Source organism: Streptomyces sp. NPDC002324, from assembly GCF_053593335.1.
This window is the reverse complement of the sequence record NZ_JBSFCF010000067.1, coordinates 1-24,307: the sequence shown is the minus strand read 5'-3', so window position 1 is coordinate 24,307 and position 24,307 is coordinate 1. Positions and strand designations below refer to the sequence as shown.

The following is a 24,307-nucleotide window of genomic DNA, read 5'->3' as shown; positions in this document are numbered from 1 at the left end:
GACCAGTAGCACGAAGAGCACCAGGAACACCAGGAACACCTGAAGCGCGCGAGGAGTTCGGCGCAGGCGCCGAGGCACCGGGGTGCGCGTGGGAGCAGGACCCCGGAGCCGCGGGTCCCGACCCCACCGCACCACGTGCGGCACGCGCGCCCAGGGACCCAGGACCCGGTTCGGGAGCCGCAGGTTCGCGCGGGGCGTGTGGGGCCGTAGTACGCCCCCACACGCCCCGCGCGACCGCATGCCCGCGCCCGGAACGCAGGCGGCCGCATGCCCGCACCCGGACCGCAGGCGGCCGCGGGCAGGCGACCGCGTCCGTGTCGCCGCCATGCCGGGCCGCGAGTGACGTCCAGGCCGTGCCCCGTGCGCGTCCATCCGGCGGAGATCCCTCCACGGCGGAAAAACACCGGCGCGAACGGCGCGTACGCAGCGCATATCCGCTGTTTTCCAGCGGTACTCGGCACCTTGGTGGCAATCTGCTCAACAGCAGATACGCAAAGTAGAGGCACGCAGCCGGAGGTGCACGTCCCGTGGCGTCCAATGTCAATCCCACCGTCAGGCGACGCCGGTTGGGCCAGGAGCTGCGCAGGCTCCGCGAGCTCAAGGGCATGACCGCCGAGGAGGTCGCCGAGCGGCTGCTGGTCTCCCAGTCGAAGATCAGCCGCCTGGAGAACGGCCGCCGCAGCATCAGCCAGCGTGACGTCCGCGACCTCTGCGGAGTCTACGAGGTCGAGGACCAGCGGGTCGTCGACTCCCTGATGCAGATGGCCAAGGACTCCCGCCAGCAGGGCTGGTGGCACGCCTTCGGCGACGTTCCGTACAGCGTCTACATCGGTCTGGAGACCGACGCGGCCAGCCTGCGCGTGTACGACCCCCAGGTCGTTCCCGGGCTGCTGCAGACCCGGCCGTACGCGGAGGCGCTCATCGCGGGCGCGCTGCCCGAGACGACGCCCGCCGACATCGACAAGCGGGTCCAGGTACGGCTGAGGCGACAGGAACGTATCTCCGCGCCGGAGAGCCCCCTGCGGCTGTGGACGGTCCTCGACGAGTCCGCACTGCGCCGGGTCGTGGGCAGCCCCTCCCTCATGCGCGAGCAGCTGGAGCATCTGGTCGAGCAGTCCCAACTCCCGCACGTCACCGTCCAGGTGATCCCCTTCGACATGGGCGCGCACCCCGGTCTGAACGGGCAGTACGCGATCCTGGAGTTCCCGGACGCGTCGGATTCCAGCGTGGTCTACATCGAGGGTGTCACCAGCGATCTGTACCTGGAGAAGCCGGCCGACGTCCAGAAGTACAGCGTCATGTACGAACACCTGCGGGCCCAGGCCCTGAACGTGGATCAGTCCCGCCAGCTCATCGCGAACATCGCGAAGGACTACGCACAACTCCGGCCCAACTGAACGGCCTTGAACGGCCCCTGAAGGGCCTCTGAATGGCCCCCTGAAGGGCCTCTGAAGGGCCCCTCCAGGCCTGGTGGGACTGAAGGGGCCGGAAGATACACCCTCGACACACTCGGAGGGAAGACCCCCATGGAATATGCCACCCACCCGAGTGAATAGTCGCTTCGTCAGCCGATGTTGGCGAGTAGCGTCGATCACGCCAAGGAAAGCAACGACCTTGGCGCAAACCGAACCGTGGGCTCCGGCAACGGTCAGCACCATTCCACGGTTCGGCGACAGCAACTCAGCGACCAACCGGCAAGCGGAGCAGAAATGGCAATTCAGCAAGGCGCCCAGAACTCGTGGGTCAAGTCGTCCTACTCCACGGGCAACGGCGCGTGCGTCGAGGTCAAGTCCCCCGTCGTCTCGGCCCTGTCCGTGCGCGACTCCAAGGTCACCGACGGTCCGACGCTGGCGTTCCCCGCCGACTCGTGGAGCGCGTTCGTGGCCGAGGTCGGCCGGGGAGCCTTCGACCTCGCGTGACCATGGTTCACCACGACCGTCACCATCCCCCTCACCCCAACTTCACACACACCCACTGACAGAGCCCTCTCGACCGGCCCGCCGTCCTGGCCGAGGGGGCTCGGCCTTGCCCGCGTCCCACCGCCGGATCCGGCGCGCGAACACGCGGGGCACCCGGGATCACCGAGGGATCATCCCGGGATCACCGCAGCCGGTCCACGTACCGGTCCGTCCCCGGCACCGTGGGCACGAACGGGGCCAGCAACTCCTGCCGCCCCAGCCCCGATTCGGTGACCGCCTCCGCCAGACCGCCGAAGTACGCCTCCCAGCGGTCGCGCGGATCGGCCTCCAGGAACCACAGCAGGGTCAGGCGGGTGTCGACGCCCTCGACCTGCTTCACGTACGACATCCGGTCCAGGGGCAGCGGGGTGGGCCGGAAGACGGTGACCATGGCGGCCGGCGACCCGGCGAGCCGCTTGGGCAGGTGCCGGGCCCGCAGCCACTCCAGCAACTCTCCCCGCCCCTCGGGCCCTTCGGCGTCGATCACCTGGAGCACGAGGCCCGCGTACGGATGGTCGAGGGCGTGGAAGTCGCGGGGTCCGGCGGCTCCGTCGCGGTAGACGGTCACCTCGTGGTCCTGGAAGGCCGTGAAGACATGCGTACGGTCCTGGTAGACGCGTGCGTCGCGATTCAGCCGCCTGTTGATGGCGACGGTCCACCTCATGTGGTCGTCGTAGCGGCCGTCGGTGATCCAGTAGGTGGAGAGATAGCAGCCGGCGGTGACCGGCTGGGCGATCGCCGACTTCTCGGGCGTACGCAGGAGCTGGAGGTCGCGGGTGGCCACCCAGCGGCGGCCCGAGAACATCCAGGGCATGGCCATCGCGCCCGCGTAGTAGTGGTCGTCCTCGTACCAGCGGTTGTACGCGTACTCGTGGCCCGGGTGCGGCTCGACCATGGTGATCAGGGCGTGGCCGGGGCGGACGCCGTAGGGGCCGACGGCGGCCAGTTCGGCGTACGTGGCGCTGTGGGTGTCCTCGCGCGGGAGCCGGCCGTCGTCCGCGCGCCGGCCCTCGCCCGTGCGCTCGCGCTCGCTCATGTGCTTCCCCTTCCGTCCCTCTGCGGTCGCCCATACTCTGACGCTCCGTCAGATAATGCGCCAGAGCCGGGAGGTCTTCGATGTCACTGCTCACCGGAAAGACGGTCGTCGTCTCGGGAGTCGGGGCCGGACTGGGTCAGCGGGTCGCCGCGGCGGTCGTCCGCGACGGCGGGAACGCCGTGCTGGGGGCGCGCACGGAGGCGAATCTCGCCAAGGCCGCGGCGGAGGTGGACCCGGACGGCACGCACACGGCGTACCGGGCGACCGACATCACCGACGAGGCGCAGTGCGCGGCGCTCGCGGCGCTCGCGCGGGAGCGGTTCGGGGGTGTGCACGCGGTGGTGCACGTGGCGGCCTGGGACAGCTACTTCGGAGGCCTGGAGGACGCCGACTTCACCACCTGGCAGGCGGTCCTCGACGTGAACCTGCTGGGCACCCTGCGGATGACCCGGGCCTGCCTGCCGGGTCTGAAGGCGGCGGGCGGCGGGTCGGTCGTCATCATCGGCACGCAGTCGGCGGTGGCCGCGCCCTCACAGGTGCGGCAGGCGGCGTACGCGGCGTCCAAGGGGGCGCTGACGAGCGCGATGTACTCGCTGGCGCGGGAGCTGGGGCCGCATCGGATTCGGGTCAACACGGTGCTGCCGGGCTGGATGTGGGGGCCACCCGTGGAGGCGTACGTGCGGTTCTCGGCGCACACCGAGGGGGTGTCCGAGGCGGAGGTGCTGGCGCGACTCACGGAGCGGATGGCGCTGCCGGAGCTGGCCACGGACGGGGACGTCGCGGACGCGGCGGTCTTCCTGGCCTCGGACCGCGCGCGGGCGATCACCGGCCAGTCGCTGCTCGTCAACGCCGGGGAACTGATGCGCTGACCTGCTCGCGCCGGGCCCTCACGAGGGAAGAGGGGTGATCTTTTTCGGCCACTCGATGTTCACATACATGGACCGAGGTCATCGCTCGGAACTTTTTTACTCCCTCTTGACCTGCCCCTTCCTTGCCGTGGCCATGCCACCGAACCCAGAGTTCACATGCCTGACCCTGGCGGCGGACCCTGGAAGGGGGCCCATGAATAGTCTCGACTGGGCCGTGCTCATCGGCTACTTCGGTGTGATGGTCGCGATCGGCGTCTGGTCGCACAAGCGTGTGGACAACGTCAGCGACTTCTTCACGGCCGGCGGCAAGATGCCCTGGTGGCTCTCCGGCATCTCGCACCACATGTCGGGCTACAGCGCGGTGATGTTCACCGGCTATGCCGGCATCGCCTACACCTACGGTGTCACGTCCTTCGTGACCTGGTCGTTCCCCATCGCCCTCGGCATCGCCATCGGCTCCAAGCTGTTCGCGCCGCGCATCAACCGGCTGCGCTCTCGGCTGCACGTGGCATCGCCGCTCGAATACCTGAAAAACCGTTACAACCTGGGCACCCAGCAGGCGTTGGCGTGGTCCGGCATGCTGCTGAAGATCGTGGACGTCGGCGCGAAGTGGGCCGCGATCGCGACCCTGCTGTCCGTCTTCACCGGCGTCTCCCTGAACCAGGGAATCCTGATCACGGGCTCGATCACGGCCGTCTACTGCACGATCGGCGGTCTGTGGGCCGACGCGCTGACGGAGCTGGGTCAGTTCGTCATCCAACTGCTCGCCGGTATCGCGATGTTCATCGCGGTGTTCGCCAAACTCGGGGACTACGGCGGGTTCTTCGGGGTCTGGGACCGCCCGGAGCTGAAGGGCCACGCCGAGCCGCTGGTCGGCCCGTACGGCACGGTCTTCCTGCTCGCCTTCCTCTTCATCAAGCTCTTCGAGTACAACGGCGGCATGCTCAACCAGGCCCAGCGCTACATGGCCACGGCGACCCCGCACGAGGCCGAGCGCTCCGCCCGGCTGTCGGCGGTGCTGTGGCTGGTCTGGCCGCTGGTGCTGTTCTTCCCGATGTGGATGTCGCCGCTGCTGGTGAAGTCGGAGTCGGGCAACGGTTCGGACACCTACGCCCTGATGACCGAGCAGCTGCTGCCGCACGGTCTGCTGGGCCTCGTCATCGTCGGCTTCTTCTCCCACACGATGGCCATGTGCTCGTCCGACGCGAACGCGATCGCGGCCGTCTTCACCCGGGACTGCGCCCCGGTGATCTGGCGCCGGGCGCGGACGTGGAGCGAGGGGCAGGGGCTGCGGGTCGCCCGGATCACGACGGTGGTGTTCCTCGGCCTGCCGATGGCGGCGGCCACGCAGGTCAACTCGCCCGCCTTCAAGGACATCATCACCGTCGTCATCAAGTGGGTCGCCGGGCTCATGGGCCCGATGGCCATCCCGATGATGCTCGGCCTGCTGCGGCCCTTCCGCCGCTCCGGCCCGACGGCGGCGCTCACGAGCTGGGCGTGCGGCCTGTTCGCCTTCTGGCTGGTGAACTACCCGATCAACTGGAACATCGACGGCGGCGTGCCCCTGCAGTACCAGGTGTCCATCCCGCTGGCCGTGTCGCTCGTGCTGTACATCGTCATCGGCTTCATCAAGCCGGAGGACACCCCCGAGCGGCTCGCCCTCATCGAGATCATCAACACGGACGGCGACGGGGACGGCAAGGGCGGGGCCGGCGCGGCGGCGGTACCGGCTCAGGGGAAGGACGCGTCCAGCCCCAGCGGGGTCTGAGAGCCTCGCGTACGGGGGGTCGTGTGGGGCCGTAAGGCTGTGAGGCCGCAGGGCCGTGAGACTGCGGGGGCCGCGCCCGGGAGGGATTCCGGGCGCGGCCCTCACGGCTGCCGCAGGTGGGCCGCGATCGTGCGGGCGCAGGTCAGGGACTCGGTGTGGGTGGTGTCGACCTCCACGTCGTAGCGCACGCCCTCGTGGACGAGGTCCGCCTGGGCCTTGGCCATTCCCGGCACCCGGTCGCCCCGGGCGATCTCGCGGGCCGCGGCGACGGCGCTGTCGCAGCGGACGCCGGCCCAGAGCACGTCGACGCCGTGCGGGTCGAGAAGCCTCTGCCAGCGCTGCTGGGAGGCCGCTCCGCCGAGGAAGACGTCGTCGACGATGACGCGGGCCCCCGCGCGCACCATGGCCACGACGCCCCGGGCCCAGGCCTGCTCCAGTGCGCGGAAGTCCGCCCCGATGCCGACCTCGCCGTCGGGTGAGATCGCGATGCCGCCCTCCGTCGTCTGCATCCGCGCGGGCATGGCCTCGATGAGCGAGTCGACCCCGAACGCCAGCCACGGGTCCGGCAGTTCGGCCTGCAGACACCGCACGATCTCCGACTTGCCCGCGCTGGAACCGCCGTTGAGGATGATCATCCGAGTGGTCATCGGGCCACGGTAGGCGCTCACGCTCCGGGCGTGAAACCCGTTTCCGGGGAGGCGGGCCGCCCCTTCGAGGGCGTGCCGCCGCCCGGCGGGCGCGCCAGGAACACGTCCACCGGGTCCTCGGTGTCCAGGCGGAAGCCGTGACGTTCGTAGAGGCGGCGGGCGGGGCTGCCCCGCAGGACGTTCAGGCGGACCGGGAGGCCGGTGCGGTCGGCGCGGGCGAGGAGGGTGTGGAGCACGGCTGTGCCGATTCCGGTGCCCTGGAGGTGGGGGGCCAGATAGAAGTGCTCCAGCCAGTGGGCGTCGGCGGCCGGGCGCAGGGCCACGCAGCCGGCGACGGCGCCGTCGGCCTCGATGACCCAGGTGTGGGCCGATTCGAAAGAGTCGCGGAAGCGCCGGCGGACGCGGTCGGGGTCGTAGCGGCCGAGGCGTTCGAGGTCGGGGCGCATGACCACGGCGCGCAGCTCGGCGAGGGGCCCGACGTCCGTCGGCAGGGCCGGGCGCATGTTCCAGTCAGCCATGATCGGCACGGTATCCGCGCCGCGTCAGGCGCGTGGGTAGCGGGTCAGCCAGCCCGGTACCGCGCCGCCCGGGGCGTGCAGGGCCGGGCCCTGGGTCATTTCGAGGGCGAAGTCGTCGGCGAGGACGAGGATCGTGGGGCGGCCCTCCAGTTCGGCGAGCCAGGCGGGGGGCAGGGCGGTCTCGCCGTGGAGGGCGCCGAGGAGACCGCCCGTCAGGGCGCCGGCCGCCCCCGAGGGGCCGCCGTGGTTGACGGAGAGGCACAGGCCGTGGCGGACGTCCTCGCCGACGAGCGCGCAGTACACGGCGACGGCCAGCAGACCCGCCGCCGCGCCGTCACCGGCGAGGCGTTCGACCAGGGCGGGGGACGGCGCACCCTGGCGGACGGCGGCGACGGCCTGCTGGAGGGCGTCGGCGACGGGCTGGTGGCCGGGGCGGGCGGCCAGCAGGACCAGGGTCTTCTGGACGGCGGCGTCGAGGCTCTCGCCACGCGCCAGGGCGTGGACGATGACGGCGTAGGAGCCGGCGGACAGATAGGCGGTGGGGTCGCCGTGGGTCTGGGCCGCGCACTCGACGGCCAGCTGGAAGACCAACTGCGGTTCCCAGCCGACGAGCAGGCCGAACGGGGCGGAGCGGGCGGCGGCCTCGGCACCGCACGCGCCCGGGTTCTTGGGGGCGTCGAGCGTGCCCATGGTCCCGTCGGCGAAGCCGAGGAGGCAGATGAGGGAAGGGTCGCGGCGGGCGTAGAGCCACTCCTCGCGGGCGAGCCAGCCGTCGTCCTTGCGGCGTTCGTCGGGGCCCCAGTCGCGTTGGGTCGCGGCCCAGCGCAGATACGCCCGGTGCAGATCGGTCGGCGGGTGCCACACGCCGGTGTCGCGGCGGACCTGGGCGCGGATCAGTCCGTCGACGGTGAACAGGGTGAGCTGGGTGAGGTCGGTGATCGCGCCGCGCCTGCCGTACGCGGAGGCCAGATCGGTCAGCCACTCCGGGCCGTACGCCTCGCCGATCTGCGCCAGGGTGAGCTGGTCGACCGGCGCGCCCAGCGCGTCGCCGACGGCGGCGCCCAGCAGGGTTCCGCGCACCCGGCTGCGGAAGTCCTGCTGCTCGACACGCCCCCAGACGGCACCGGCTGTCGCACCCACCCCAGCCTCCTCACGGCCCTGCCCCGACCCGTACGTCAGTACGTCTGTACATCCGTACGCCCGTACGGCTCGACAGTCCAGCACTGTAATCGAACAGGAACCATCGATTCAGGACCCTCATCGAGCACTGAACAACACAAAACGCGCGACTCTTCGGTCACTGCGGCACAGAACAATCAGAGGCGAACAGGTGCTGTGCCGGTGTCCCACTCTCGGAGAAACCGTGCGCCGGCGCAACATCCGTCGACGATCCGTTCCGGACGATTCACTCCGGGTGCCGCGGGCGCCTCGGCCGGGCCGCCGCCTCCGTGGCCCGGTCGTGCACGTCCGCGATCGACGGATCGCCGGGGCGCAGCGCCCGCGCCCGCTCCGCGTCGGCCAACGCCCGCTCCGGGGCGCCGAGTTCGAGGTGGACGGCGGCACGGTGGCGTAGCGCCCAGGCGTACTCCGGGTGCAGGGCGACCGCCGCGTCGAGGTCGGTGAGGGCGTCGTCGAGGCGGCCCAGCCGGAAGCGGGTGACGCCCCGGCCGGCGTACGCGGAGGCGTACAGGGGGTCGAGGGCGACGGCCCGGTCGTAGTCGGCGAGGGCCTCCTCGTCGCGGTCGGCGACGCGCAGGGCGTCGCCGCGTTCACAGTGGACCCAGGGGGCGTCCGGGTCGAGGGCGACGGCGTGGTGCAGGTCGGCCAGCTGCCGCTCGTGCTCACCCCGGGACCGCCGTACGCGCGCCCGGCGCACCAGGGCCCAGACGTACGCCCCGTCCAGCTCCAGGGCACGGTCCAGGTCGGCGAGGGCCTCGTCGAGCCGGCCCTGCGCGAGCCGGGCGGCGCCCCGCGAGGCCCAGGTCGAGCGGCGTACGGGATCGAGGGCGACGGCGCGGTCGAGGTCGGCGACCGCCGCGTCGGGGTCGCCGAGGAGGCGGTGGTAGTCGCCGCGCAGGACGAGGGTGGTGGTGTCGTCGGGGGCGAGCGCGTCGGCACGGTCGAGGTCGGCCACGGCGCCCGCGTAGTCCCCGGTGTGCGCCCGCGCGACCGCCCGGCCCTGCCACGCCGTGGCCGCTCGGGGGTCGAGGGCGAGGGCCTGGTCGTACTCGGCCACCGCCCGCTCGTGCGCCCCGTCCCGGTGCAGCGCCCGCCCCCGCAGGGCGCGCGCGTGCGCCTGGCGCCCGGCGTCGAGAGCGGCCCGGAGCAGCAGTACGCCCAGCGCCTCATGGACACCACCCCGCTCCAGCGCGCCCAGCAGGTCCCGCCCCCAGCGCGTCGCGTCCTCGTCGTCGGCGTCCTGCCCCGCCTGCGCCAGGGCCTCGGCCCAGCGCCGGGCCACGGCCGTGTCCTCGCCGCACGCGTCCACGACGTCCCGCAGCACCCCGGCGAGCGCCCCGCGCTCCCCCGCGCACAACCGGTGGTACGCCTCGGCCAGCCGCAGCTCGCGCCACCGCGCCTCACCCCATGGCTCCCGCCCCTCCAGCCCGGCTTCGGCCTCCGCGCGCCACCCGGCGAACGCCTCCGCCAGCCGCCGGTGCCGCTCGCCGAAGTCCCGGGGCGCCCTCGTCCGCTGCAGCCGCACCATCGGGGCGCGTACGACGTCGTGGAACACCACGCGGTCCCCGCGGTCGGTCACGAACGGGAGGGCGCGGAGCCAGGCGAACAGCGCGTCGGGGGTCTCGGCGGCGCCCGCGCGGGCGCCCGCGCCGATGGACGCATCCGCACCCGGCACGGCCACCCGGAAGACTTCCGGGTCCAGCCATCGGGGCACCGCGCAGGTCAGCGCGGCGGCCCGGCGTACCGGGTCGCTCTCCCCACGCAGGAAGCGCTCCACGGCGGTGGCGCTCGCGTCGCCCGCGTCGGCGAGGTCGTCGAGGTCGGCGGGGCGGGCCTCGGCGAGGGTCGAGACCAGGACGGGCAGGCCGCCGGTGAGCCGCAGGACCTCCTCCACCACCGGCGGGGCGAGCACCCCCCTGGCCGCGAGGAGGCCACGGGACTCGGCCTCCGTGAAGGGCCGCAGCGGGAGGTCGAGGACGAAGTCGCCGAGGCCGCCCCAGCGGGCGGCGTCCAGGGGGCGCTGTCCGGCCGTCACCAGGACCAGGTTGCCGGGGAGGGGGCCGTGGCGGTCGCCGGAGACGAGGTCGTGCAGCCACGGGTCGAGGAAGGGCCCGGTCCGCTCGTAGGTGTCGAAGAGCAGGACCAGCCACGGCGCCTCGGCCGCGGCGCCGGCCAGCTCCTCCAACAGAGCGGGAGTGAGGACGAGTTCGGGGGCGAGGAGCAGTTCGGCATCCTCCTGGCCTCGGGTGCGCGGGCCGAGGCCGGTGCGCAACCTGTCCGCCTGGCGAACGAGTTGGGCGGGGTCGACGGCGCCGGCGAAGGGGCCGACCACGGGGACGAGGCCGAGCGCGACGAGGGTCGCCCGGGCGGCGGCCATGCTCGCGGCGGACGGCTCGACGGCGGCGCCGGTGCGCCCCGACCGAGGCGGCTGACCTGCCGGAGCCGGCTGATCCGGCAGGCCCGGCTCACCCGGTTCCCCGGGCCACCCCTCCTGCTCGGGCACGGCCATGGCGGCGAGTTCGGCCGCGTACCGGCGCTCGCGGTGGGCGGTGAGCAGCCGCTCCAGTTCCTTGAACCGCCGTCCCTGCCGGGCGAACCGGTCCGCGATCACGGTCATGGCCTCCGGCACACTGCCGACGCCGTCGTCGACGTACGCGGTGAGGGCGCCGTGCTCCCGGGCGATCTGCTCCAACTCCCGGACCAGGAAGGTCTTCCCCATGCCCGCGTTGCCGTGCACGTGGAAGAGGAAGCGGCGCCGCTCGTCCTCGACGGGCAGATCGAAGGTGGCGCGAAAGGCGGCCCGTTCGGCGTTCCGGCCGACGAAGCCCTGGCGGGTACGGCGCCGGATCAGCTCCTGCATCGTCGGAATCGGCGGCTGCGCGCGCCCCATTTGCGTACCCCTCCGGCCCTTGTCGGATGCCCCGCGGTTTTCCGCCACCGGCGGGTCCCATTGTGATCCAACGCGCCGAAAAACACCTGGGGATGGTCCATGCCCCCGCAGATAGTTGGACCATGGCTGAAACCCGGACCCCCCGCGGTTCCCTTCTCCCCCTGGCCTCGACCCTGCTCGTCGGGACGGTCGCCCTCTACATGGCGCTCGTGGCGTTCGGCAACATCACCGACTTCGGCACGAACCAGCAGTTCGTGCGGCATGTCCTCGCCATGGACACCACGTTCGAGGACGAGGATCTGATGTGGCGGGCCGTCGAGTCGAAGGGTTTGCAGGACGCGGCCTACGTCCTCATCATCGTCTGGGAGACCGTCACGGCCCTGGTCCTCGTCGCGGCCACCTGTTTCTGGGCCCGCGGCCTCGGCCGCCGCACCTTCCACACCGCCCGCCGCTACAGCACCCTCGGCCTGCTCATGGTCCTCCTCCTCTTCGGCGCCGGCTTCCTGGCCATCGGCGGCGAGTACTTCGCCATGTGGCAGTCCGACGACTGGAACGGCCTCGACGCCGCCCTGCGGGTGTTCCTGCTGAGCGGGGTGGTGCTGGTGGTGACGTGCCTGCCGGCGAACGAGACCACCGCGAACTGAGGCCGGTCGACGGACGACTGCCGGCGGTCGGTCGACCGCCGGCAGTTCTGGGCATCGAGACTCAGCACAGGCAGGGTTCGGTGCCCCAGCCCAGTCCGTTGATCTGGTCGTCCTCCAGGGCGCCGGCGAACGCGTGCACCTCGTCGACGTCGCCGTGGAGGTACTCGCCCCAGCCGTCGCCGACCTGGGCCCGGCCGACCTGGAGCGGGCCGGTGCTGGACAGGCCGTCCGCGAAGTCGGCGGTGGCCCCGGTGGCGAGTTCACCGTCCAGGAAGAGCTTGACCGTGTCGGTGGCATCGTCGTAGACGACCACGATCCGGTGCCCGTCCCCTTCGCCGCCGTCGGCCATCGCCAGCTGCGCCACGACGGTCTCGGGGGCGTCCGGCTCGTCCGCGTTCGGCATGATCAGCTGCCAGGCGTACGTGGAGGGCTCGTACCGCACCCGGAACACGTCGGTGTGCTCACCGCCCTGGGACAGCACGGTCATCGGGCGGGACGGCTCGGCGTCCGCGAGGCGTACCACCACGCCGATCGAGAAGCTGTCGGAGGTGTCGACGACGGGCCGCTCCGTGGCCGCGTACCCGCTCTCGCCGTCGAGCGCCAGATGGCCGTCACCGACGAGCGCGTACGGCACGTCGGCGCAGTCGGGGTCGAGGTCCGGGATACAGGAGCCGTCCGGGCCGCGGTGGATCGTCGCGCCCGTGCCCAGCTTCAGCGGCACCCCGTCGCCCTGGTCTGGGCTGGTCCCGTCCGTCGCGTTCTCCAGCGACCAGTGGGCGAGGGCACGCGGTTTGCGGTGCCCCAGTTCGGCGGCCTCGTCCGGGACGACCACGCGGTCGTGGACCCTGATGCCGCCGAGTTCGCCGTGCCAGCTCTCGTGGTAGCCCTGCCCGTCCCGGGCGCGCCCGATCTGGAAGGCGCCGGCGTCCGCGCCGGGCGCGGCCTCCTTCTTCGTGCCGACCGCCCGGCCGTTGACGTACAGCCGGCCCTCACCGGTCTCGGCGTCGTACACGCCCAGCAGATGGGCCCACTCCCCGGCCTCGGGCACGCCGCCCGTCATCCGGGCGCCGCCGACGGTGAACGACCAGACGGGCGCCTCGCCACGGGCGTCGACACCGAGCGCGAAGGCCGTGGAGTCACCCGCGTCCTGCGCCGCGACGGTCATGTTCCGGTCGGTCCGCGCGGGCCGCGCCCAGCCGCTGACCGCGAACGTCTTCCGGGGGTCGGACACGGCCGGGGCACCCGGAGTGAGGTAGCCGTGGCTGCCGCCGTCCAGGGTCGCCGTCGAGGCGAGGGCCGTGCCGCCGGGTGCCGGGCCGCCGAAGGTCACGCCGGTGCCGGCCTCGGCGGCGGTGCCGATCTCGGCCGCGGCGGTGGTCGCGCCGGCCGGGTCGTCGAGCTTCCAGTGGGCGACGGGGGCGCGGCCGGACTTCACGTAGAAGCGGTACGTGGTCTCGCCGCTGCTGCGCCCCGCCCGGTCGATCGCGCGGACCGTCAGCCGGTCGGGCCTGGAGGTGAGCGGCAGGAAGGGGACGGTCACGGCTCCGCCGGGTTCGTCGGGCCGGACGGTGCCGTACGGGCCGCCGATGAAGCCGTACGTGTAGGCGACCACGTCGTCCGAGGGCGAGTCCATGGTGAAGTGGCCGTAGACGCCGACGCCGTCCGTCCAGAGGACGTCCTCCGGGTACTCCGGTGAACTGACCACCGCCTTGTCCGGGTTCACGTCGTCGATGACGAACTCGCAGGCGGAGCCGTCCCCCGCGGAGCTCCAGGGCGACTTCGACGTGCCGTCGTCCGCCCGGACGTGCCAGGAGACGACGGTGTTCGCGGGAAGGTCCTCCCACGGCAGCCTGAGCGTGAACGGTGTGCCCGACCACTTCGAGGTGGTCGTCAGCGTCCTGCGCTGCTCGGCACCCTCGGCGTCCTTCCACCAGAACTCGAACTCCCCGCCGAGGGAGCCGCTGCCGGTGTCGTACAGGACCGCGTTGACCTGAGGGCGCGGGTCGGCGATGTACGCCTTGCCGTCACCCGCCCCGCAGGCCTTGCCACCCGTCTTCAGATCTTGCACGAGCGGCTGCCTGGGCGGCGGGTTCTCGGCCGCGTACGCCGCTGTGGACGTGGTCGCCATCATGGCCGCCACGGAGCATCCCATCGCCAGCAGCGCACGGCCGCCGGATCTCCTTAACCCCTCCAACTGTCCCCTCCCGGGTGAGCTTTCCCCATCACCCGTGCGTCGCGCGGGCCGGTGGAGGCTAACAGGGGCCACGGACACCGCAGAAAGGGTTTTCCGGCTCGTCACCGCAGGTGCGTCACCGCAGGTGCGTCACTCCAGCACCGGCAGCAGCTCCGGCAGGTGGCCGTCCGAGGCCGCCGCCGCGCGTTGGCGTTCCTCCGGGACCTCGCCGTAGAGGGTGGTGCGGGGCCGGGCGGGGCGGCCGGCGGTGTCGGCGACCGCGATCAGGTCCTTGACCGACTTGTAGGAGCCGTAGGAGGAACCCGCCATGCGGGAGATGGTCTCCTCCATCAGGGTGCCGCCCAGGTCGTTCGCGCCGGAGCGGAGCATCTCCGCCGCGCCCTCCGTGCCGAGTTTGACCCAGCTGGTCTGGATGTTGGGGATCCAGGGGTGCAGGAGGAGGCGGGACATCGCGATGACGGCGCGGTTGTCGCGCATCGTCGGGCCGGGACGGGAGATGCCCGCCAGGTACACCGGCGCGTTGGTGTGGATGAAGGGGAGCGTCACGAACTCCGTGAAGCCGCCGGTGCGTTGCTGGATGCCGGCCAGGGTGCGCAGGTGGCCCAGCCAGTGGCGGGGCTGGTCGACGTGGCCGTACATCATCGTCGAGGACGAGCGGATGCCCAGCTCGTGGGCGGTCGTCACCACCTCGATCCAGGTGGCCGCCGGCAGCTTGCCCTTGGTCAGGACCCAGCGGACCTCGTCGTCGAGGATCTCCGCCGCCGTACCGGGGATGGAGTCGAGGCCCGCCTCCTTCGCGGCCGTCAGCCACTCGCGGACCGACATGCCGGTGCGGGTCGCGCCGTTCACCACCTCCATCGGGGAGAAGGCGTGGACGTGCATGCCCGGGACGCGGGTCTTGACGGCCTTCGCGATGTCGAAGTACGCCGTCCCCGGCAGGTCGGGGTGGATGCCGCCCTGCATGCAGACCTCGACCGCGCCGAGGTCCCACGCCTGCTCGGCCCGGTCGGCGACCTGGTCGAGGGAGAGCGTGTACGCGTCGGCGTCCGTGCGGCGCTGCGCGAAGGCGCAGAAGCGGCAGCCGGTGTAGCAGACGTTCGTGAAGTTGATGTTCCGGGTGACGATGTACGTGACGTCGTCGCCGACCGCCGACTTCCGGACGTCGTCCGCGATGCGGGTGAGCGCGTCCAGCGCCGGGCCGTCCGCGTGCAGCAGGGCGAGGGCCTCGCCGTCGGACAGCCGCGTGGGGTCGTCGGCCGCCGTCGCCAGGGCCGCGCGTACGTCCGTGTCGATGCGCTCGGGGGCCATGCCGGGCGCCGCCGCCTCGCGCAGGGCGCCCCAGTCGCCGTAGACGGAGTCGAAGTCCTCCCGGCGGTCGCCGGTGCGGCCCTCGGTGTCGATGGCGGTGTGCAGGTCCGTGCGGCCGGCGGCGACGAAGACCTCCTCGGGCTCCTGCCACGGGTGGCCCTCCACCACGGCGTCCGGGCGCGCGAGGCCGGTTTCCGGATCGGCCAGCGCCCGTACGTGCGGCAGGAGGCGCGGGTCGAGCCAGGGCTCGCCGCGCGTCACGAACTCCGGGTACACGCACAGGCGTTCGCGCAGCTCGAAGCCGGCGGCGCGGGAGCGTTCGGTGAGTTCCTCGATCTGCGGCCAGGGGCGCTCGGGGTTCACGTGGTCGATGGTGAGGGGGGACACCCCGCCCCAGTCGTCGATCCCGGCGCCGATGAGCCGCTCGTACTCGCTGTCGACGAGGTTCGGCGGGGCCTGGATGCAGCCCGCCGGGCCCATGAGGTGCCGGGCGACGGCCACGGTGGCGACCAGCTCGTCCAGTTCCGCGTCCGGCATGCCGCGCATCGCGGTGTCGGGCTTGGCGCGGAAGTTCTGGATGATCAGCTCCTGGATGCCGTGGTAGGCGCGGGAGATCTTGCGGAGCGCGAAGAGGGACTCCGCGCGCTCCTCGTACGTCTCGCCGATGCCGATGAGGACGCCGGAGGTGAAGGGGACGGAGGAACGGCCGGCGTCCTCCAGGACCCGCAGCCGGACCGCCGGCTCCTTGTCGGGGGAGCCGTGGTGCGGGCCGCCGGGCTCGGACCACAGCCGGGTCGCGGTCGTCTCCAGCATCATGCCCATGGAGGGGGCGACGGGCTTGAGCCGCTGGAAGTCCGTCCAGCTCATGACGCCGGGGTTGAGGTGCGGGAGGAGGCCCGTCTCCTCCAGGATGCGGATGGAGATGGCGCGGACGTACGCGATCGTGTCGTCGTAGCCGTGCGCGTCGAGCCACTCGCGCGCCTCCGGCCAGCGGTCCTCGGGCTTGTCGCCGAGGGTGATCAGCGCTTCCTTGCAGCCGAGGGCGGCGCCCTTGCGGGCCACGTCCAGCACCTCGTCCGGCGACATGAACATGCCGTGGCCGGCTCGGCGGAGCTTGCCCGGCACGGTGACGAAGGTGCAGTAGTGGCATTTGTCCCGGCAGAGCCGGGTGAGCGGGATGAAGACACTCTTCGAGTACGTGATGACGCCGGGGCGGCCGGCCGCCTCCAGGCCCGCGTTCCGCACGCGTGCCGCCGAGGCGGCGAGGTCCTCCAGGTCCGCGCCGCGTGCCTGGAGCAGCACCGCCGCCTCGGTCACGTCGAGGGTCACGCCGTCGCGGGCGCGTTTGAGTGCCCGCCGCATGGAGTTCTCGGTCGGGCCGGTCCCGGAGGTCGCGGAAGTCGTCATCCGTCGAGCATACGAGCGACTTGGCTCCGCCTTGCGGGGTGGCTCCGGGTGGGGGTGGGGTGCCCTGGGGGGTGGGGGTGTCCTGGGGGGTGGGGGTGTCCTGGGGGGTGGGGGTGTCCTGGGGGGTGGGGGTGTCCTGGGGGGTGGAGGGTGCGCACGGGGGGTGCGGGTGCACACGGGGGGGTGGGGGTGCACATGAGGAGTGGGGGGCGCCTGGAGAATGGCGAGTGGCGGCCCGGTGGGGCTTCTCGCGCCGTTCCCCGCGCCCCTCAAAAGCACCACCCCCGGCTCCGCCTCGGAGTACAGCGCCCCAGAGGCCGGGGCGCCTGGGGGAGGTGGCGGGTGCACCTGGGGGAGGTGGCGGGTGCGCCTGGGGGGTGGGGGCGCTTGAGGGTGGGGGCGCCTGGAAGATGGCGGGTGCCGGCCCGGTGGGGCTTCTCGCACCGTTCCCCGCGCCCCTCAAAGCATCAGGCCCTGCGGGCCTGAGAAGCTCGGGCGCGGCCCCTGCTTTTCAGGGGCGCGGGGAACTGCGCGATCAGCCCCCACCCGGCCGCAGCCGCCCGGACACGGCAAGCACCGAGTCGGACGGCGCGGACGAACCCTGAGCCGGGCGGCGCTAAACCGCCCCGCCTCCCAGGAACGCGCCGTACTCGTCCAGCAGCCCCAGCACCTCCGCCTCCCCCGCCGGAGGCAACTGCACCACGGCCTCCTCGATGCCCAGCTCGGCGTAGTACGCCAGCTTGCCCGCGCTCGGCTGGACCGCGTACGGCACCACCTGAAGGCCCGCCGGGTCGCGTCCGGCGTCCGTCCACGCCGCCCGCAGGACCGGCAGCGCCTCCCCCAGCCCCCGCCCCCCGATCGGCAGCCACCCGTCCGCGTACTCGGCGATGTGCGCGAACAGCTTCGGCCCGGCGGCGCCGCCGATCAGCGTGCGCGGCCCGACCACCGGCCCCCGCGGCTTCCGCACCGGCTTGGGGTACGCGGAGCTGGCCCGGACGCTCCCGAACTCCCCCTCGTACGCCGTCGGCTCCTCCGCCCACAGCGCCCGCATCAGCGCCATCCGGTCCCGCACCAGCTCCCGCCGGGTACGCCAGGCGACCCCGTGATCGGCGGCCTCCTCCACGTTCCAGCCGTAGCCGATGCCGAGGGTGAGGCGGCCGCCGGAGAGGTGGTCGACGGTCGCGATCTGCTTCGCGAGGTCGATCGGATCGTGCTGGGCGACCAGCGTGATGCCGGTGCCGAGACCCAGCCCTTCGGTGACGGCGGCGGCCTGGCCGAGCGCCACGAAGGGATCGAGGGTGCGGCCGTACTCGCGCGGCAGGTCCCCGCCGGCCGGGTACGGGGTCGTCCGCTCGACGGGGATGTGCGTGTGCTCGGGGAGGTAGAGCCCCGCGAAACCGCGTTGCTCCAGCTCACGGGCGAGCCGGGTCGGGGTGATCGTCTCGTCGGTGAGGAAGATCGTCACGGAGATGCGCATGTGTCATCTCTAGCGGCTCGGGACAGTGATGTCCATACCGACCGGTCGGCACTTAGGGGAGCCGGCCGGTCGGCAGCTCATGCACGCGCTGCCGGGCCCGACGCCTTCACGCCGCGGGACGTACGTCCCGCGGCACCGACCTGATGCCGCTCGGTGCCCACGCGACCTGCCCGGCCTACCCGACCTACCCGGCCTACTTGACCTTCTTGGGCTTCTTGGGGGGCTTGACCTTCTTGGCCGATTCGTCGGTCTGGGTCTGGGTGCTGCCGGTCACGCTCGCGGCAGCCTCGATGGCTGCGGGTGCGGCGAGGGCGCCGCAGAGTGCGATACCGCACGCGGCGACGGCCGCGCGCTTACGGATGGCGGCTTGCATGGTGCATCACCTGGCTCGTGTGCAACTACAGTCCACCTCCCACGCTTCTCCTCGCGATCGGGCGATGTCAAGCGGAGCTGCGGCGAGGCCGCGGCGGGGCCGCCGCGAGGAGGGTCCGCTTCGCGAGGGTGTCCGTGCCGGCCGTGTCGCCGAGGCGGTGGACAAGGATCCAGCGGCCGTCGTCGTGTGCGGCGGCCATGACGGACGAGCCGCGGGTGGCGCCGTTGTGCCACCGGACCGCATCGCCGCGCCGCCAGGAGAGCGCCGGGGCGCCGAGCCTGCGCTCGACGAGCAGGGCGACCAGGAGGTGCGCCAGCGTCCGGCAGGTGGACCACAGGCCGCCGGCCGGCAGGACCGCACCGGTCAGCGTCCACAGGGGGCGGGGCCGGCCGAACAGATCGCGCGGCACGAGGCGTCGACCCTCCGGCGGACACCCCGTCGCCGCGCCCGCCTCCAGCCCGAGCGGCAACAGGACGTAGGCGTCGACCAGTTGCTGGTACGAGCACCCGGTGACCGTCGTGAGCGCGTGGCCGAGCACCGCGTAGCCGAAGTTGGAGTACTCCTCCGTCCCCAGCCGCCCGGCCGTCAGCCGGTCCAGGTCGCGCAGCGACTCCCGCAGGGCCGTCTCCGTAAAGTCGACGTACGGGTCGTCCGGAGGGCCGGTGGGTCCGGGGGGCAGACGGGGGAGCCCCGAGGTGTGCTCGGCGAGGTGCCGGAGGGTGATGCCGGTCCCCCTCGGCACCTCGGCGGCACACTCCTCCAGCGGGGTGTCGGGACCGAGGTCGCCGTCCGCCGCCAGCCGGGCCAGGACGGTTCCCGTGAGCACCTTGGTCAGGGAGCCGATCTCCACGAACCGGTCCGTGTCATGGCCGTGGACGATCCGGTCGGTGATGCCGGCTCCGCCCAGCAGGCAGGTCGGTGACCGCACGTTCTGTGTCTCCTGACAGACGAATCGGACGGGTTCATGTGCGGGGCGAGGCCCCCCGAGTACTCGATGGCCGTACGGCGACGCCGGTTCCCCGGCGCACGTCATCGTCACCGTCCCGGCGCACTTGGCCGGTCGGGCGGGGCCGGGGTGCAGCGGGCTGCACCCCGGATCCGGGAGGCCGCTCCCTCGTGGCGGCGGGTGGGCGAGGGCGATCGTGGTCGGCAGAGATCGCGCAGACCACGCCTCCCACCGGAAGGGTCCCCCTCATGACCGCCGACCACTCCCGCCGCCCCCGTCGAAGTCCCAGCAGCCCTCGCAGTCCTCGCAGCCTCCGCAGCCGTATCGCCGCCCTCGGCACCGGCGTCGCCGCTCTCGCCCTCTCCGCCGGGCTGCTCACCGGCTGCGAGTTCGGCGATTCCCTGGACTGTGTCTCGAACGCGGACACGATCGCCGAGAGCCTCAGGGACATCCACCGGGCCGGACTCGACGCGGCGAAGGATCCCGCACGGACCGGTGAATCCATCGACACCATCGAGAAGAACCTCGACGAGATCGACGACAGGGCGGACGGCGACGACAGCGAGGTCGACAAGGCGGTCGACGACCTCGCCAGGGCCGTAGAGGACTACAACAAGGCGATCCTGCACGGCGACACCGACCCCGACTCCAGCGGGATCGACGCGGCCGCCGACGAACTGACGGACGTCTGCACGAGATGACAGACGTCAGCATGAGCTGACAAACGTCTCCGCGAGCCGACGGACGTCTGCACGTCCTGTCCGGCATCCGCGTGTGCCGACCGGCATCCGCACGCTCGTGACCCGGTGCAAGTCGGCCAAGTGACAGCCGCCGATTCCCCTCTCTTGCCCCGCGGTTCACGACGGCATACGAAGGTGGCACGCACCACCCCTGCACCACCCACGCCATGTCACTCACGACCGACCTGGGGAGCAGCAGCATGTGCGACGACGACCACGGTGACGTGAACGCGAACGGGAACGAGGACGGCGACCAGCACGGCGACGCGGACGGACTCGGAAGGCGCGCTCTGTTCGTGACGTCGGCGGCGGCCGCGCTTACGTTGGGAAGCGTGACCTTTGGGACGAGCGGCGCCGAGGCCGCGCACGGCGACCAGGAGACGAGGACCATCCGGGGAACCCTCCCCGCCGGCTCCCCCGACTTCGTGTATCTGCCCGTCGAAGTACCGTCAGGCGTACGGGAGTTGAAGGTCTCTTACAGCTACGAGAGACCGGCCGTCCCGGCGGGCACGATGGGCAACGCGCTCGACATCGGCGTCTTCGACGAGCGCGGCACGGGCCTCGGCGGCAAGGGCTTCCGGGGCTGGTCGGGCGGCGCCCGCACGGAGTTCTTCATCCGGACGGACGAGGCGACCCCCGGCTACCTCCCCGGCCCGGTCCGCCCCGGCACCTGGCACATCGCGCTGGGCCCGTACACGGTGGCGCCGGACGGGCTGCCGTACGAGATCACGATCACCCTCACGTACGGCACGCCGGCCCCTGCGGCGAAGCCCGTGTACCCGCCGGAGCGGGCGGAGGGGCGGGGCCGGGCCTGGTACCGGGGCGACTGTCATCTGCACTCCTGGTACTCCGACGGCCGCCGTACGCTCGGCGAGCTGGCGGCGCTGGCGCGGGCGGCGGGCCTGGACTTCATCAACAGCTCGGAGCACAACACCCCTTCCGCGCACGCCCATTGGGCCGAGCACGCGGGTGACGACCTGCTCATCATGCTGGGCGAGGAGGTCACGACCCGCAACGGTCATGTCGTGGCGCTCGGCATCGACCCGGGGACGTTCGTCGACTGGCGCTACCGGGCCCGGGACAACCGGTTCGGCCGGTACGCCCGGCAGATCCGCCGCGCCGGGGGCCTGGTCGTCCCGGCCCATCCGCACGCCACCTGCATCGGCTGCAACTGGAAGTTCGGCTTCGGCGAGGCGGACGCGGTGGAGGTGTGGAACGGCGCTTACTCGCCGGAGGACGAGGTGGCGCTCGCCGACTGGGACGGCATGCTCGTGGCGTCCGTGAAGGAGGGGCGCGACTGGATCCCGGCCATGGGCAACAGCGACGCCCATCGCGACCCCGATCCCGTCGGCCGCCCCCAGACGGTCGTCCTGGCCGACGACCTGACCAGGGAGGCCATCCAGGAGGGCCTGCGGGCGGGCCGCTCGTACGTCGCCGAGTCCAAGGACGTGTCCGTGTCCTTCACGGCGTCCGGCGCGCGCGGCGAGCACGCGGGCATCGGCGAGCGGCTGGAGGTGGCCCCCGACACCCCGGTCACCGTCCGCCTGGAGGCCACGGGCGCCGCGGGCTGCAGCATCCGCTTCGTCACCGACCAGGGCGTCCTGTTCACCTCGGCCCCGCTCCCGGAGTCCGGCACGGGCTCGGCCCAGTGGCGTACGACGGCGTCGTACGCGGCGTACGTGCGCGCCGAGGTCCGCCGGCCGCCGATCGTGCCGGGCTTTCCGGGGCCGCTGGCGGCCTTCACCAACCCGGTCTTCCTCGGGCGGCGGTAGCGGCCGGCCGGAAGGTCCGGCGATCATAGGGAGAACCCGCGTACGGAATACGTGTGTTGGGCCTTAGGTTTGGCTCGACACATCACGTGCGTCCGTACGGCTACGCCGTTCGCGTGGACGCACCTGCACGGCGGAGGAGACGGCGCCCATGACCGATCACGCGACCACGCCCGACCCGGCGGCGGCTCCGGCGGCGAAGGAGAAGGTCGACACCTCGGTGCCCGCCTCCGCCCGCATCTGGAACTACTGGCTGGGCGGCAAGGACAACTACCCGGTGGACGAGGCGGCCGGTGACGCGTACGCCGGCGCGTTCCCCGGCATCGTGACCATCGCCCGCAGCAGCCGCGCGTATCTGCGGCGCAGCATCCGGCACCTGGTGGAGGTGGAGGGCGTCCGGCAGTTCCTGGACGTCGGCACCGGACTGCCCACGGCGGACAACACCCACCAGGTCGCCCAGCGCAGCGCGCCGGAGGCGCGGATCGTCTACGTCGACAACGACCCGATGGTCCTCGCGCACGCCCGCGCGCTGCTCTACTCCGCCCCCGAGGGGGCGACCGCGTACATCGACGCGAGCCTCTACGACACGGACCGCATCCTGACGGCCGCGGCCGAGACGCTGGACCTGTCCCGGCCGACAGCCCTGATCCTCAGCGGCATCCTCGGTCACGTCGCCGACTACGACGAGGCCCGCGACATCGTCCGCCGCCTTCTCGCCGGCCTGCCCTCCGGCAGCTACCTCAACATCAACGAGGGCTCGCGGGGCACCGACCCCGACTACGAGCGCGCGCAGGACGCCTACAACGCGACCGGCGCGGTCCCGTACTTCCTGCGCCCCATCGACCAGATCACCGGCTACTTCGACGGCCTCGACCTGATCGACCCCGGCATCGTCTCCGTACCGCTGTGGCGCCCGGACGACACGGCGGCGGGCGAGCCGAAGCCGATCGGGCAGCACGGCGGGCTGGGCCGGAAGCCGTAGGTCTCCGGGGGCGGGCGACCGGGGGTCAGTGGCCCCCGGCCCCGCCGTCGCGCACGTCGTCGTCCGCTCCGGTCGCTCCGTCCGATCCGGTCGCTCCGTCCGATCCGGTCGCTCCGTCCGATCCGGTCGCCAGCTCGGCCACGACCGCCATGTGGTCGGAGGGCCATACGCCGTCGACGGGGGCGTCGCCCGCCCTCCGTACGGCGCGCACGTGCCCGATCCCGCCGGGGCCCGGCGGCCCGACGTGGATGTAGTCGACCCGCACGCTCGGCCCGAACGACCCGGCGACGTACGGGTTCGCGATGTCCCAGGTGGCCGACGGCGCGCCCGGCTCGGCGTACTCCCAGGCGTCGAAGAAGCACTGCCCGGGTACGGCGGGCGCGGTCTTGTACCCGCCGAGCAACCGGACCTCGTCGGAGTCGGGCCAGGCGTTGAAGTCCCCCGTGATCACGGGCGGGTGGGCGCCTCGGCCCCGGTGCCGGGCGACGAACTCGACCAGCGCGGTGACCTGGCGGCAGCGCACCGCGGACGCGTCGGTCGCGGAGCCGAGGTGAGCGGTGAAGAAGGGGACGGGTGCCGCCGGTGCGTCGAGGAGCGCGTAGAGGGCGCCGCGCCCGCTGCCGCCGTCTCCCGTCGGCAGCCCGATGGTGTCCCGCTCCAATACGGGCCACCGGCTCAGCACGGCGTTCCCGATCCCGACGCTCGGGTCCCCGATCCGCCGCTGCCAGCGCGCGGGGTCGCCGTACGTGCCCCAGGCCCAGTGCATACCGAGCTCCCCGGCGAGCCACCCGGCCAGGTTCTCCCGGTCCGCGCCGCTCGCCTCTCCCTCCCTCTCCTGCTCCCAGACCTCCTGCAACCCGACCACGTCGGGCCGCAGTTCACGCAGCACGGCGAGGATCGCCTTCTGCCGTTCCTGCCACGGCCCGAACCTCCACCACAGATTCCACGTCACGACCCGCACCGGCCACCCACCGCCTTCGCCCCGTACCCGATCCTGTAATCCGTACCTCCCACACCCCGAGGAGAACCACGCCGATGTCCCGCAGGGCGGACCACGCGAACCATCCGGGCCACGCCGGCCTCAAGCAACGCGTCGTCACGGCCTTCCAGCGCCGTGTCGCCAACCCGGTCCTGCGCCGCGTACCGATCCAGACGGTCCTGGAGACCACCGGCCGCACCTCCGGCCTCCCCCGCCGCACCCCCATCGGCGGGCGCCGCGTCGGCGACACGTTCTGGCTGGTCTCCGAGTACGGCGAGAAGTCCCACTACATCCGCAACATCAAGGCCGACCCCTCGGTCCGCGTCCGCATCCGGGGCCACTGGCACGAGGGCACGGCCCACCTCCTCCCGGACGACGACGCGGTGGCCCGCCTGCGCACCCTGCCCCGCATGAACAGCGCGGCGGTACGGGTGCTGGGGGCGGAGCTGCTGACGGTACGGGTGGACCTGCGCGGGTCAACTTGACCCGGCCCTAAAGGACCGGGCTTGCAGAGCGGGCGCCACTGGTTGTGGTGCTGCGCTTGCGTCCTGTCCCGCCCTCGGATGTCGGGGGCGGGACTGAGGCGGTTGACTGCGCCCCGCGTCGCCACAACTCTTCCGCGC

The 24,307-nt window shown here is 72.5% G+C and carries 20 protein-coding genes; 9 read left to right on the top strand and 11 right to left on the bottom strand.

The features are described 5' to 3' along the window. The first annotated feature begins 527 nt into the window (after positions 1 to 527). The gene (locus ACWCRJ_RS43100; protein ID WP_450944450.1) at positions 528 to 1,397 is read left to right on the top strand and encodes a helix-turn-helix domain-containing protein; all 870 of its coding nucleotides are present in this window, start codon (positions 528 to 530) and stop codon (positions 1,395 to 1,397) included. A 312-nt stretch (positions 1,398 to 1,709) separates the two neighbouring features. Then, on the top strand, positions 1,710 to 1,919 hold the full coding sequence (locus ACWCRJ_RS43095) for a DUF397 domain-containing protein (RefSeq protein ID WP_046917909.1): 210 nt from the start codon (positions 1,710 to 1,712) through the stop codon (positions 1,917 to 1,919). A gap of 181 nt (positions 1,920 to 2,100) precedes the next feature. On the opposite strand, the gene ACWCRJ_RS43090 is transcribed toward ACWCRJ_RS43095, so the two are convergent. After that, positions 2,101 to 2,994, bottom strand: coding sequence for a hypothetical protein (locus tag ACWCRJ_RS43090; RefSeq protein ID WP_450944449.1), 894 nt, complete (start codon positions 2,992 to 2,994; stop codon positions 2,101 to 2,103). Between the two features lie 80 nt (positions 2,995 to 3,074). Here ACWCRJ_RS43090 and ACWCRJ_RS43085 point away from each other — a divergent pair, with 80 nt between their 5' ends. Continuing rightward, on the top strand, positions 3,075 to 3,863 hold the full coding sequence (locus ACWCRJ_RS43085) for an SDR family oxidoreductase (RefSeq protein ID WP_450944448.1): 789 nt from the start codon (positions 3,075 to 3,077) through the stop codon (positions 3,861 to 3,863). 193 nt (positions 3,864 to 4,056) lie between these two features. Next, complete coding sequence (locus ACWCRJ_RS43080) at positions 4,057 to 5,631, top strand: sodium:solute symporter family protein (RefSeq protein WP_450944447.1); 1,575 nt, start codon at positions 4,057 to 4,059, stop codon at positions 5,629 to 5,631. A gap of 101 nt (positions 5,632 to 5,732) precedes the next feature. On the opposite strand, the gene cpt is transcribed toward ACWCRJ_RS43080, so the two are convergent. The 4 genes from cpt to ACWCRJ_RS43060 all read right to left on the bottom strand — a co-directional run bounded on the left by cpt (position 5,733) and on the right by ACWCRJ_RS43060 (position 10,865). Then, on the bottom strand, positions 5,733 to 6,278 hold the full coding sequence (cpt, locus tag ACWCRJ_RS43075; protein WP_450944446.1) for a chloramphenicol phosphotransferase CPT: 546 nt from the start codon (positions 6,276 to 6,278) through the stop codon (positions 5,733 to 5,735). A 17-nt stretch (positions 6,279 to 6,295) separates the two neighbouring features. After that, the gene (locus ACWCRJ_RS43070) at positions 6,296 to 6,796 is read right to left on the bottom strand and encodes a GNAT family N-acetyltransferase (RefSeq protein ID WP_450944445.1); all 501 of its coding nucleotides are present in this window, start codon (positions 6,794 to 6,796) and stop codon (positions 6,296 to 6,298) included. A gap of 24 nt (positions 6,797 to 6,820) precedes the next feature. Beyond that, positions 6,821 to 7,936, bottom strand: a complete 1,116-nt coding sequence (locus tag ACWCRJ_RS43065) for an ADP-ribosylglycohydrolase family protein (protein ID WP_450944444.1) — start codon at positions 7,934 to 7,936, stop codon at positions 6,821 to 6,823. Between the two features lie 265 nt (positions 7,937 to 8,201). Beyond that, positions 8,202 to 10,865: a tetratricopeptide repeat protein gene (locus ACWCRJ_RS43060; RefSeq protein WP_450944443.1), complete on the bottom strand. Its 2,664-nt coding sequence runs from the start codon at positions 10,863 to 10,865 to the stop codon at positions 8,202 to 8,204. 122 nt (positions 10,866 to 10,987) lie between these two features. Between ACWCRJ_RS43060 and ACWCRJ_RS43055 the strand changes: the two genes are divergently transcribed. Further along, positions 10,988 to 11,509: a DUF2165 domain-containing protein gene (locus ACWCRJ_RS43055; protein ID WP_450944442.1), complete on the top strand. Its 522-nt coding sequence runs from the start codon at positions 10,988 to 10,990 to the stop codon at positions 11,507 to 11,509. 61 nt (positions 11,510 to 11,570) lie between these two features. On the opposite strand, the gene ACWCRJ_RS43050 is transcribed toward ACWCRJ_RS43055, so the two are convergent. The 5 genes from ACWCRJ_RS43050 to ACWCRJ_RS43030 form a co-directional block, all read right to left on the bottom strand. Further along, entirely contained in the window at positions 11,571 to 13,640 is a 2,070-nt protein-coding gene (locus ACWCRJ_RS43050; protein WP_450944441.1) for a LamG-like jellyroll fold domain-containing protein, read from the bottom strand. A 192-nt stretch (positions 13,641 to 13,832) separates the two neighbouring features. Then, positions 13,833 to 16,418, bottom strand: coding sequence for a bifunctional FO biosynthesis protein CofGH (locus tag ACWCRJ_RS43045; RefSeq protein ID WP_450944440.1), 2,586 nt, complete (start codon positions 16,416 to 16,418; stop codon positions 13,833 to 13,835). A gap of 616 nt (positions 16,419 to 17,034) precedes the next feature. After that, positions 17,035 to 17,895, bottom strand: a complete 861-nt coding sequence (locus ACWCRJ_RS43040) for an LLM class F420-dependent oxidoreductase (RefSeq protein ID WP_450944439.1) — start codon at positions 17,893 to 17,895, stop codon at positions 17,035 to 17,037. A 193-nt stretch (positions 17,896 to 18,088) separates the two neighbouring features. Then, complete coding sequence (locus ACWCRJ_RS43035) at positions 18,089 to 18,268, bottom strand: hypothetical protein (protein WP_450944438.1); 180 nt, start codon at positions 18,266 to 18,268, stop codon at positions 18,089 to 18,091. A gap of 67 nt (positions 18,269 to 18,335) precedes the next feature. After that, positions 18,336 to 19,196, bottom strand: coding sequence for a serine hydrolase domain-containing protein (locus tag ACWCRJ_RS43030; protein WP_450944437.1), 861 nt, complete (start codon positions 19,194 to 19,196; stop codon positions 18,336 to 18,338). A gap of 266 nt (positions 19,197 to 19,462) precedes the next feature. Here ACWCRJ_RS43030 and ACWCRJ_RS43025 point away from each other — a divergent pair, with 266 nt between their 5' ends. The 3 genes from ACWCRJ_RS43025 to ACWCRJ_RS43015 all read left to right on the top strand — a co-directional run bounded on the left by ACWCRJ_RS43025 (position 19,463) and on the right by ACWCRJ_RS43015 (position 22,705). Beyond that, positions 19,463 to 19,915, top strand: coding sequence for a hypothetical protein (locus ACWCRJ_RS43025; protein WP_450944436.1), 453 nt, complete (start codon positions 19,463 to 19,465; stop codon positions 19,913 to 19,915). A gap of 239 nt (positions 19,916 to 20,154) precedes the next feature. Next, on the top strand, positions 20,155 to 21,726 hold the full coding sequence (locus ACWCRJ_RS43020; RefSeq protein ID WP_450944454.1) for a CehA/McbA family metallohydrolase: 1,572 nt from the start codon (positions 20,155 to 20,157) through the stop codon (positions 21,724 to 21,726). 148 nt (positions 21,727 to 21,874) lie between these two features. After that, entirely contained in the window at positions 21,875 to 22,705 is an 831-nt protein-coding gene (locus ACWCRJ_RS43015; RefSeq protein WP_450944435.1) for an SAM-dependent methyltransferase, read from the top strand. Between the two features lie 25 nt (positions 22,706 to 22,730). Here ACWCRJ_RS43015 and ACWCRJ_RS43010 read toward each other — a convergent pair whose 3' ends face one another. Further along, the gene (locus ACWCRJ_RS43010) at positions 22,731 to 23,666 is read right to left on the bottom strand and encodes an endonuclease/exonuclease/phosphatase family protein (RefSeq protein WP_450944434.1); all 936 of its coding nucleotides are present in this window, start codon (positions 23,664 to 23,666) and stop codon (positions 22,731 to 22,733) included. Between the two features lie 74 nt (positions 23,667 to 23,740). Here ACWCRJ_RS43010 and ACWCRJ_RS43005 point away from each other — a divergent pair, with 74 nt between their 5' ends. Beyond that, positions 23,741 to 24,169 (top strand): nitroreductase/quinone reductase family protein, encoded by a 429-nt coding sequence (locus ACWCRJ_RS43005; RefSeq protein WP_450944433.1) that lies wholly within the window; start codon positions 23,741 to 23,743, stop codon positions 24,167 to 24,169. Positions 24,170 to 24,307: the final 138 nt, after the last annotated feature.

Coding starts and splice junctions, on each gene's coding strand:
- ACWCRJ_RS43095 (WP_046917909.1), top strand. CDS start 1,710: ATGGCAATTCAGCAAGGCGCCCAGAACTCGTGGGTCAAGTCGTCCTAC.
- ACWCRJ_RS43090 (WP_450944449.1), bottom strand. CDS start 2,994: ATGAGCGAGCGCGAGCGCACGGGCGAGGGCCGGCGCGCGGACGACGGC.
- ACWCRJ_RS43085 (WP_450944448.1), top strand. CDS start 3,075: ATGTCACTGCTCACCGGAAAGACGGTCGTCGTCTCGGGAGTCGGGGCC.
- ACWCRJ_RS43080 (WP_450944447.1), top strand. CDS start 4,057: ATGAATAGTCTCGACTGGGCCGTGCTCATCGGCTACTTCGGTGTGATG.
- cpt (WP_450944446.1), bottom strand. CDS start 6,278: ATGACCACTCGGATGATCATCCTCAACGGCGGTTCCAGCGCGGGCAAG.
- ACWCRJ_RS43070 (WP_450944445.1), bottom strand. CDS start 6,796: ATGGCTGACTGGAACATGCGCCCGGCCCTGCCGACGGACGTCGGGCCC.
- ACWCRJ_RS43060 (WP_450944443.1), bottom strand. CDS start 10,865: ATGGGGCGCGCGCAGCCGCCGATTCCGACGATGCAGGAGCTGATCCGG.
- ACWCRJ_RS43055 (WP_450944442.1), top strand. CDS start 10,988: ATGGCTGAAACCCGGACCCCCCGCGGTTCCCTTCTCCCCCTGGCCTCG.
- ACWCRJ_RS43050 (WP_450944441.1), bottom strand. CDS start 13,640: ATGATGGCGACCACGTCCACAGCGGCGTACGCGGCCGAGAACCCGCCG.
- ACWCRJ_RS43045 (WP_450944440.1), bottom strand. CDS start 16,418: ATGACGACTTCCGCGACCTCCGGGACCGGCCCGACCGAGAACTCCATG.
- ACWCRJ_RS43040 (WP_450944439.1), bottom strand. CDS start 17,895: ATGCGCATCTCCGTGACGATCTTCCTCACCGACGAGACGATCACCCCG.
- ACWCRJ_RS43035 (WP_450944438.1), bottom strand. CDS start 18,268: ATGCAAGCCGCCATCCGTAAGCGCGCGGCCGTCGCCGCGTGCGGTATC.
- ACWCRJ_RS43025 (WP_450944436.1), top strand. CDS start 19,463: ATGACCGCCGACCACTCCCGCCGCCCCCGTCGAAGTCCCAGCAGCCCT.
- ACWCRJ_RS43020 (WP_450944454.1), top strand. CDS start 20,155: ATGTGCGACGACGACCACGGTGACGTGAACGCGAACGGGAACGAGGAC.
- ACWCRJ_RS43015 (WP_450944435.1), top strand. CDS start 21,875: ATGACCGATCACGCGACCACGCCCGACCCGGCGGCGGCTCCGGCGGCG.
- ACWCRJ_RS43005 (WP_450944433.1), top strand. CDS start 23,741: ATGTCCCGCAGGGCGGACCACGCGAACCATCCGGGCCACGCCGGCCTC.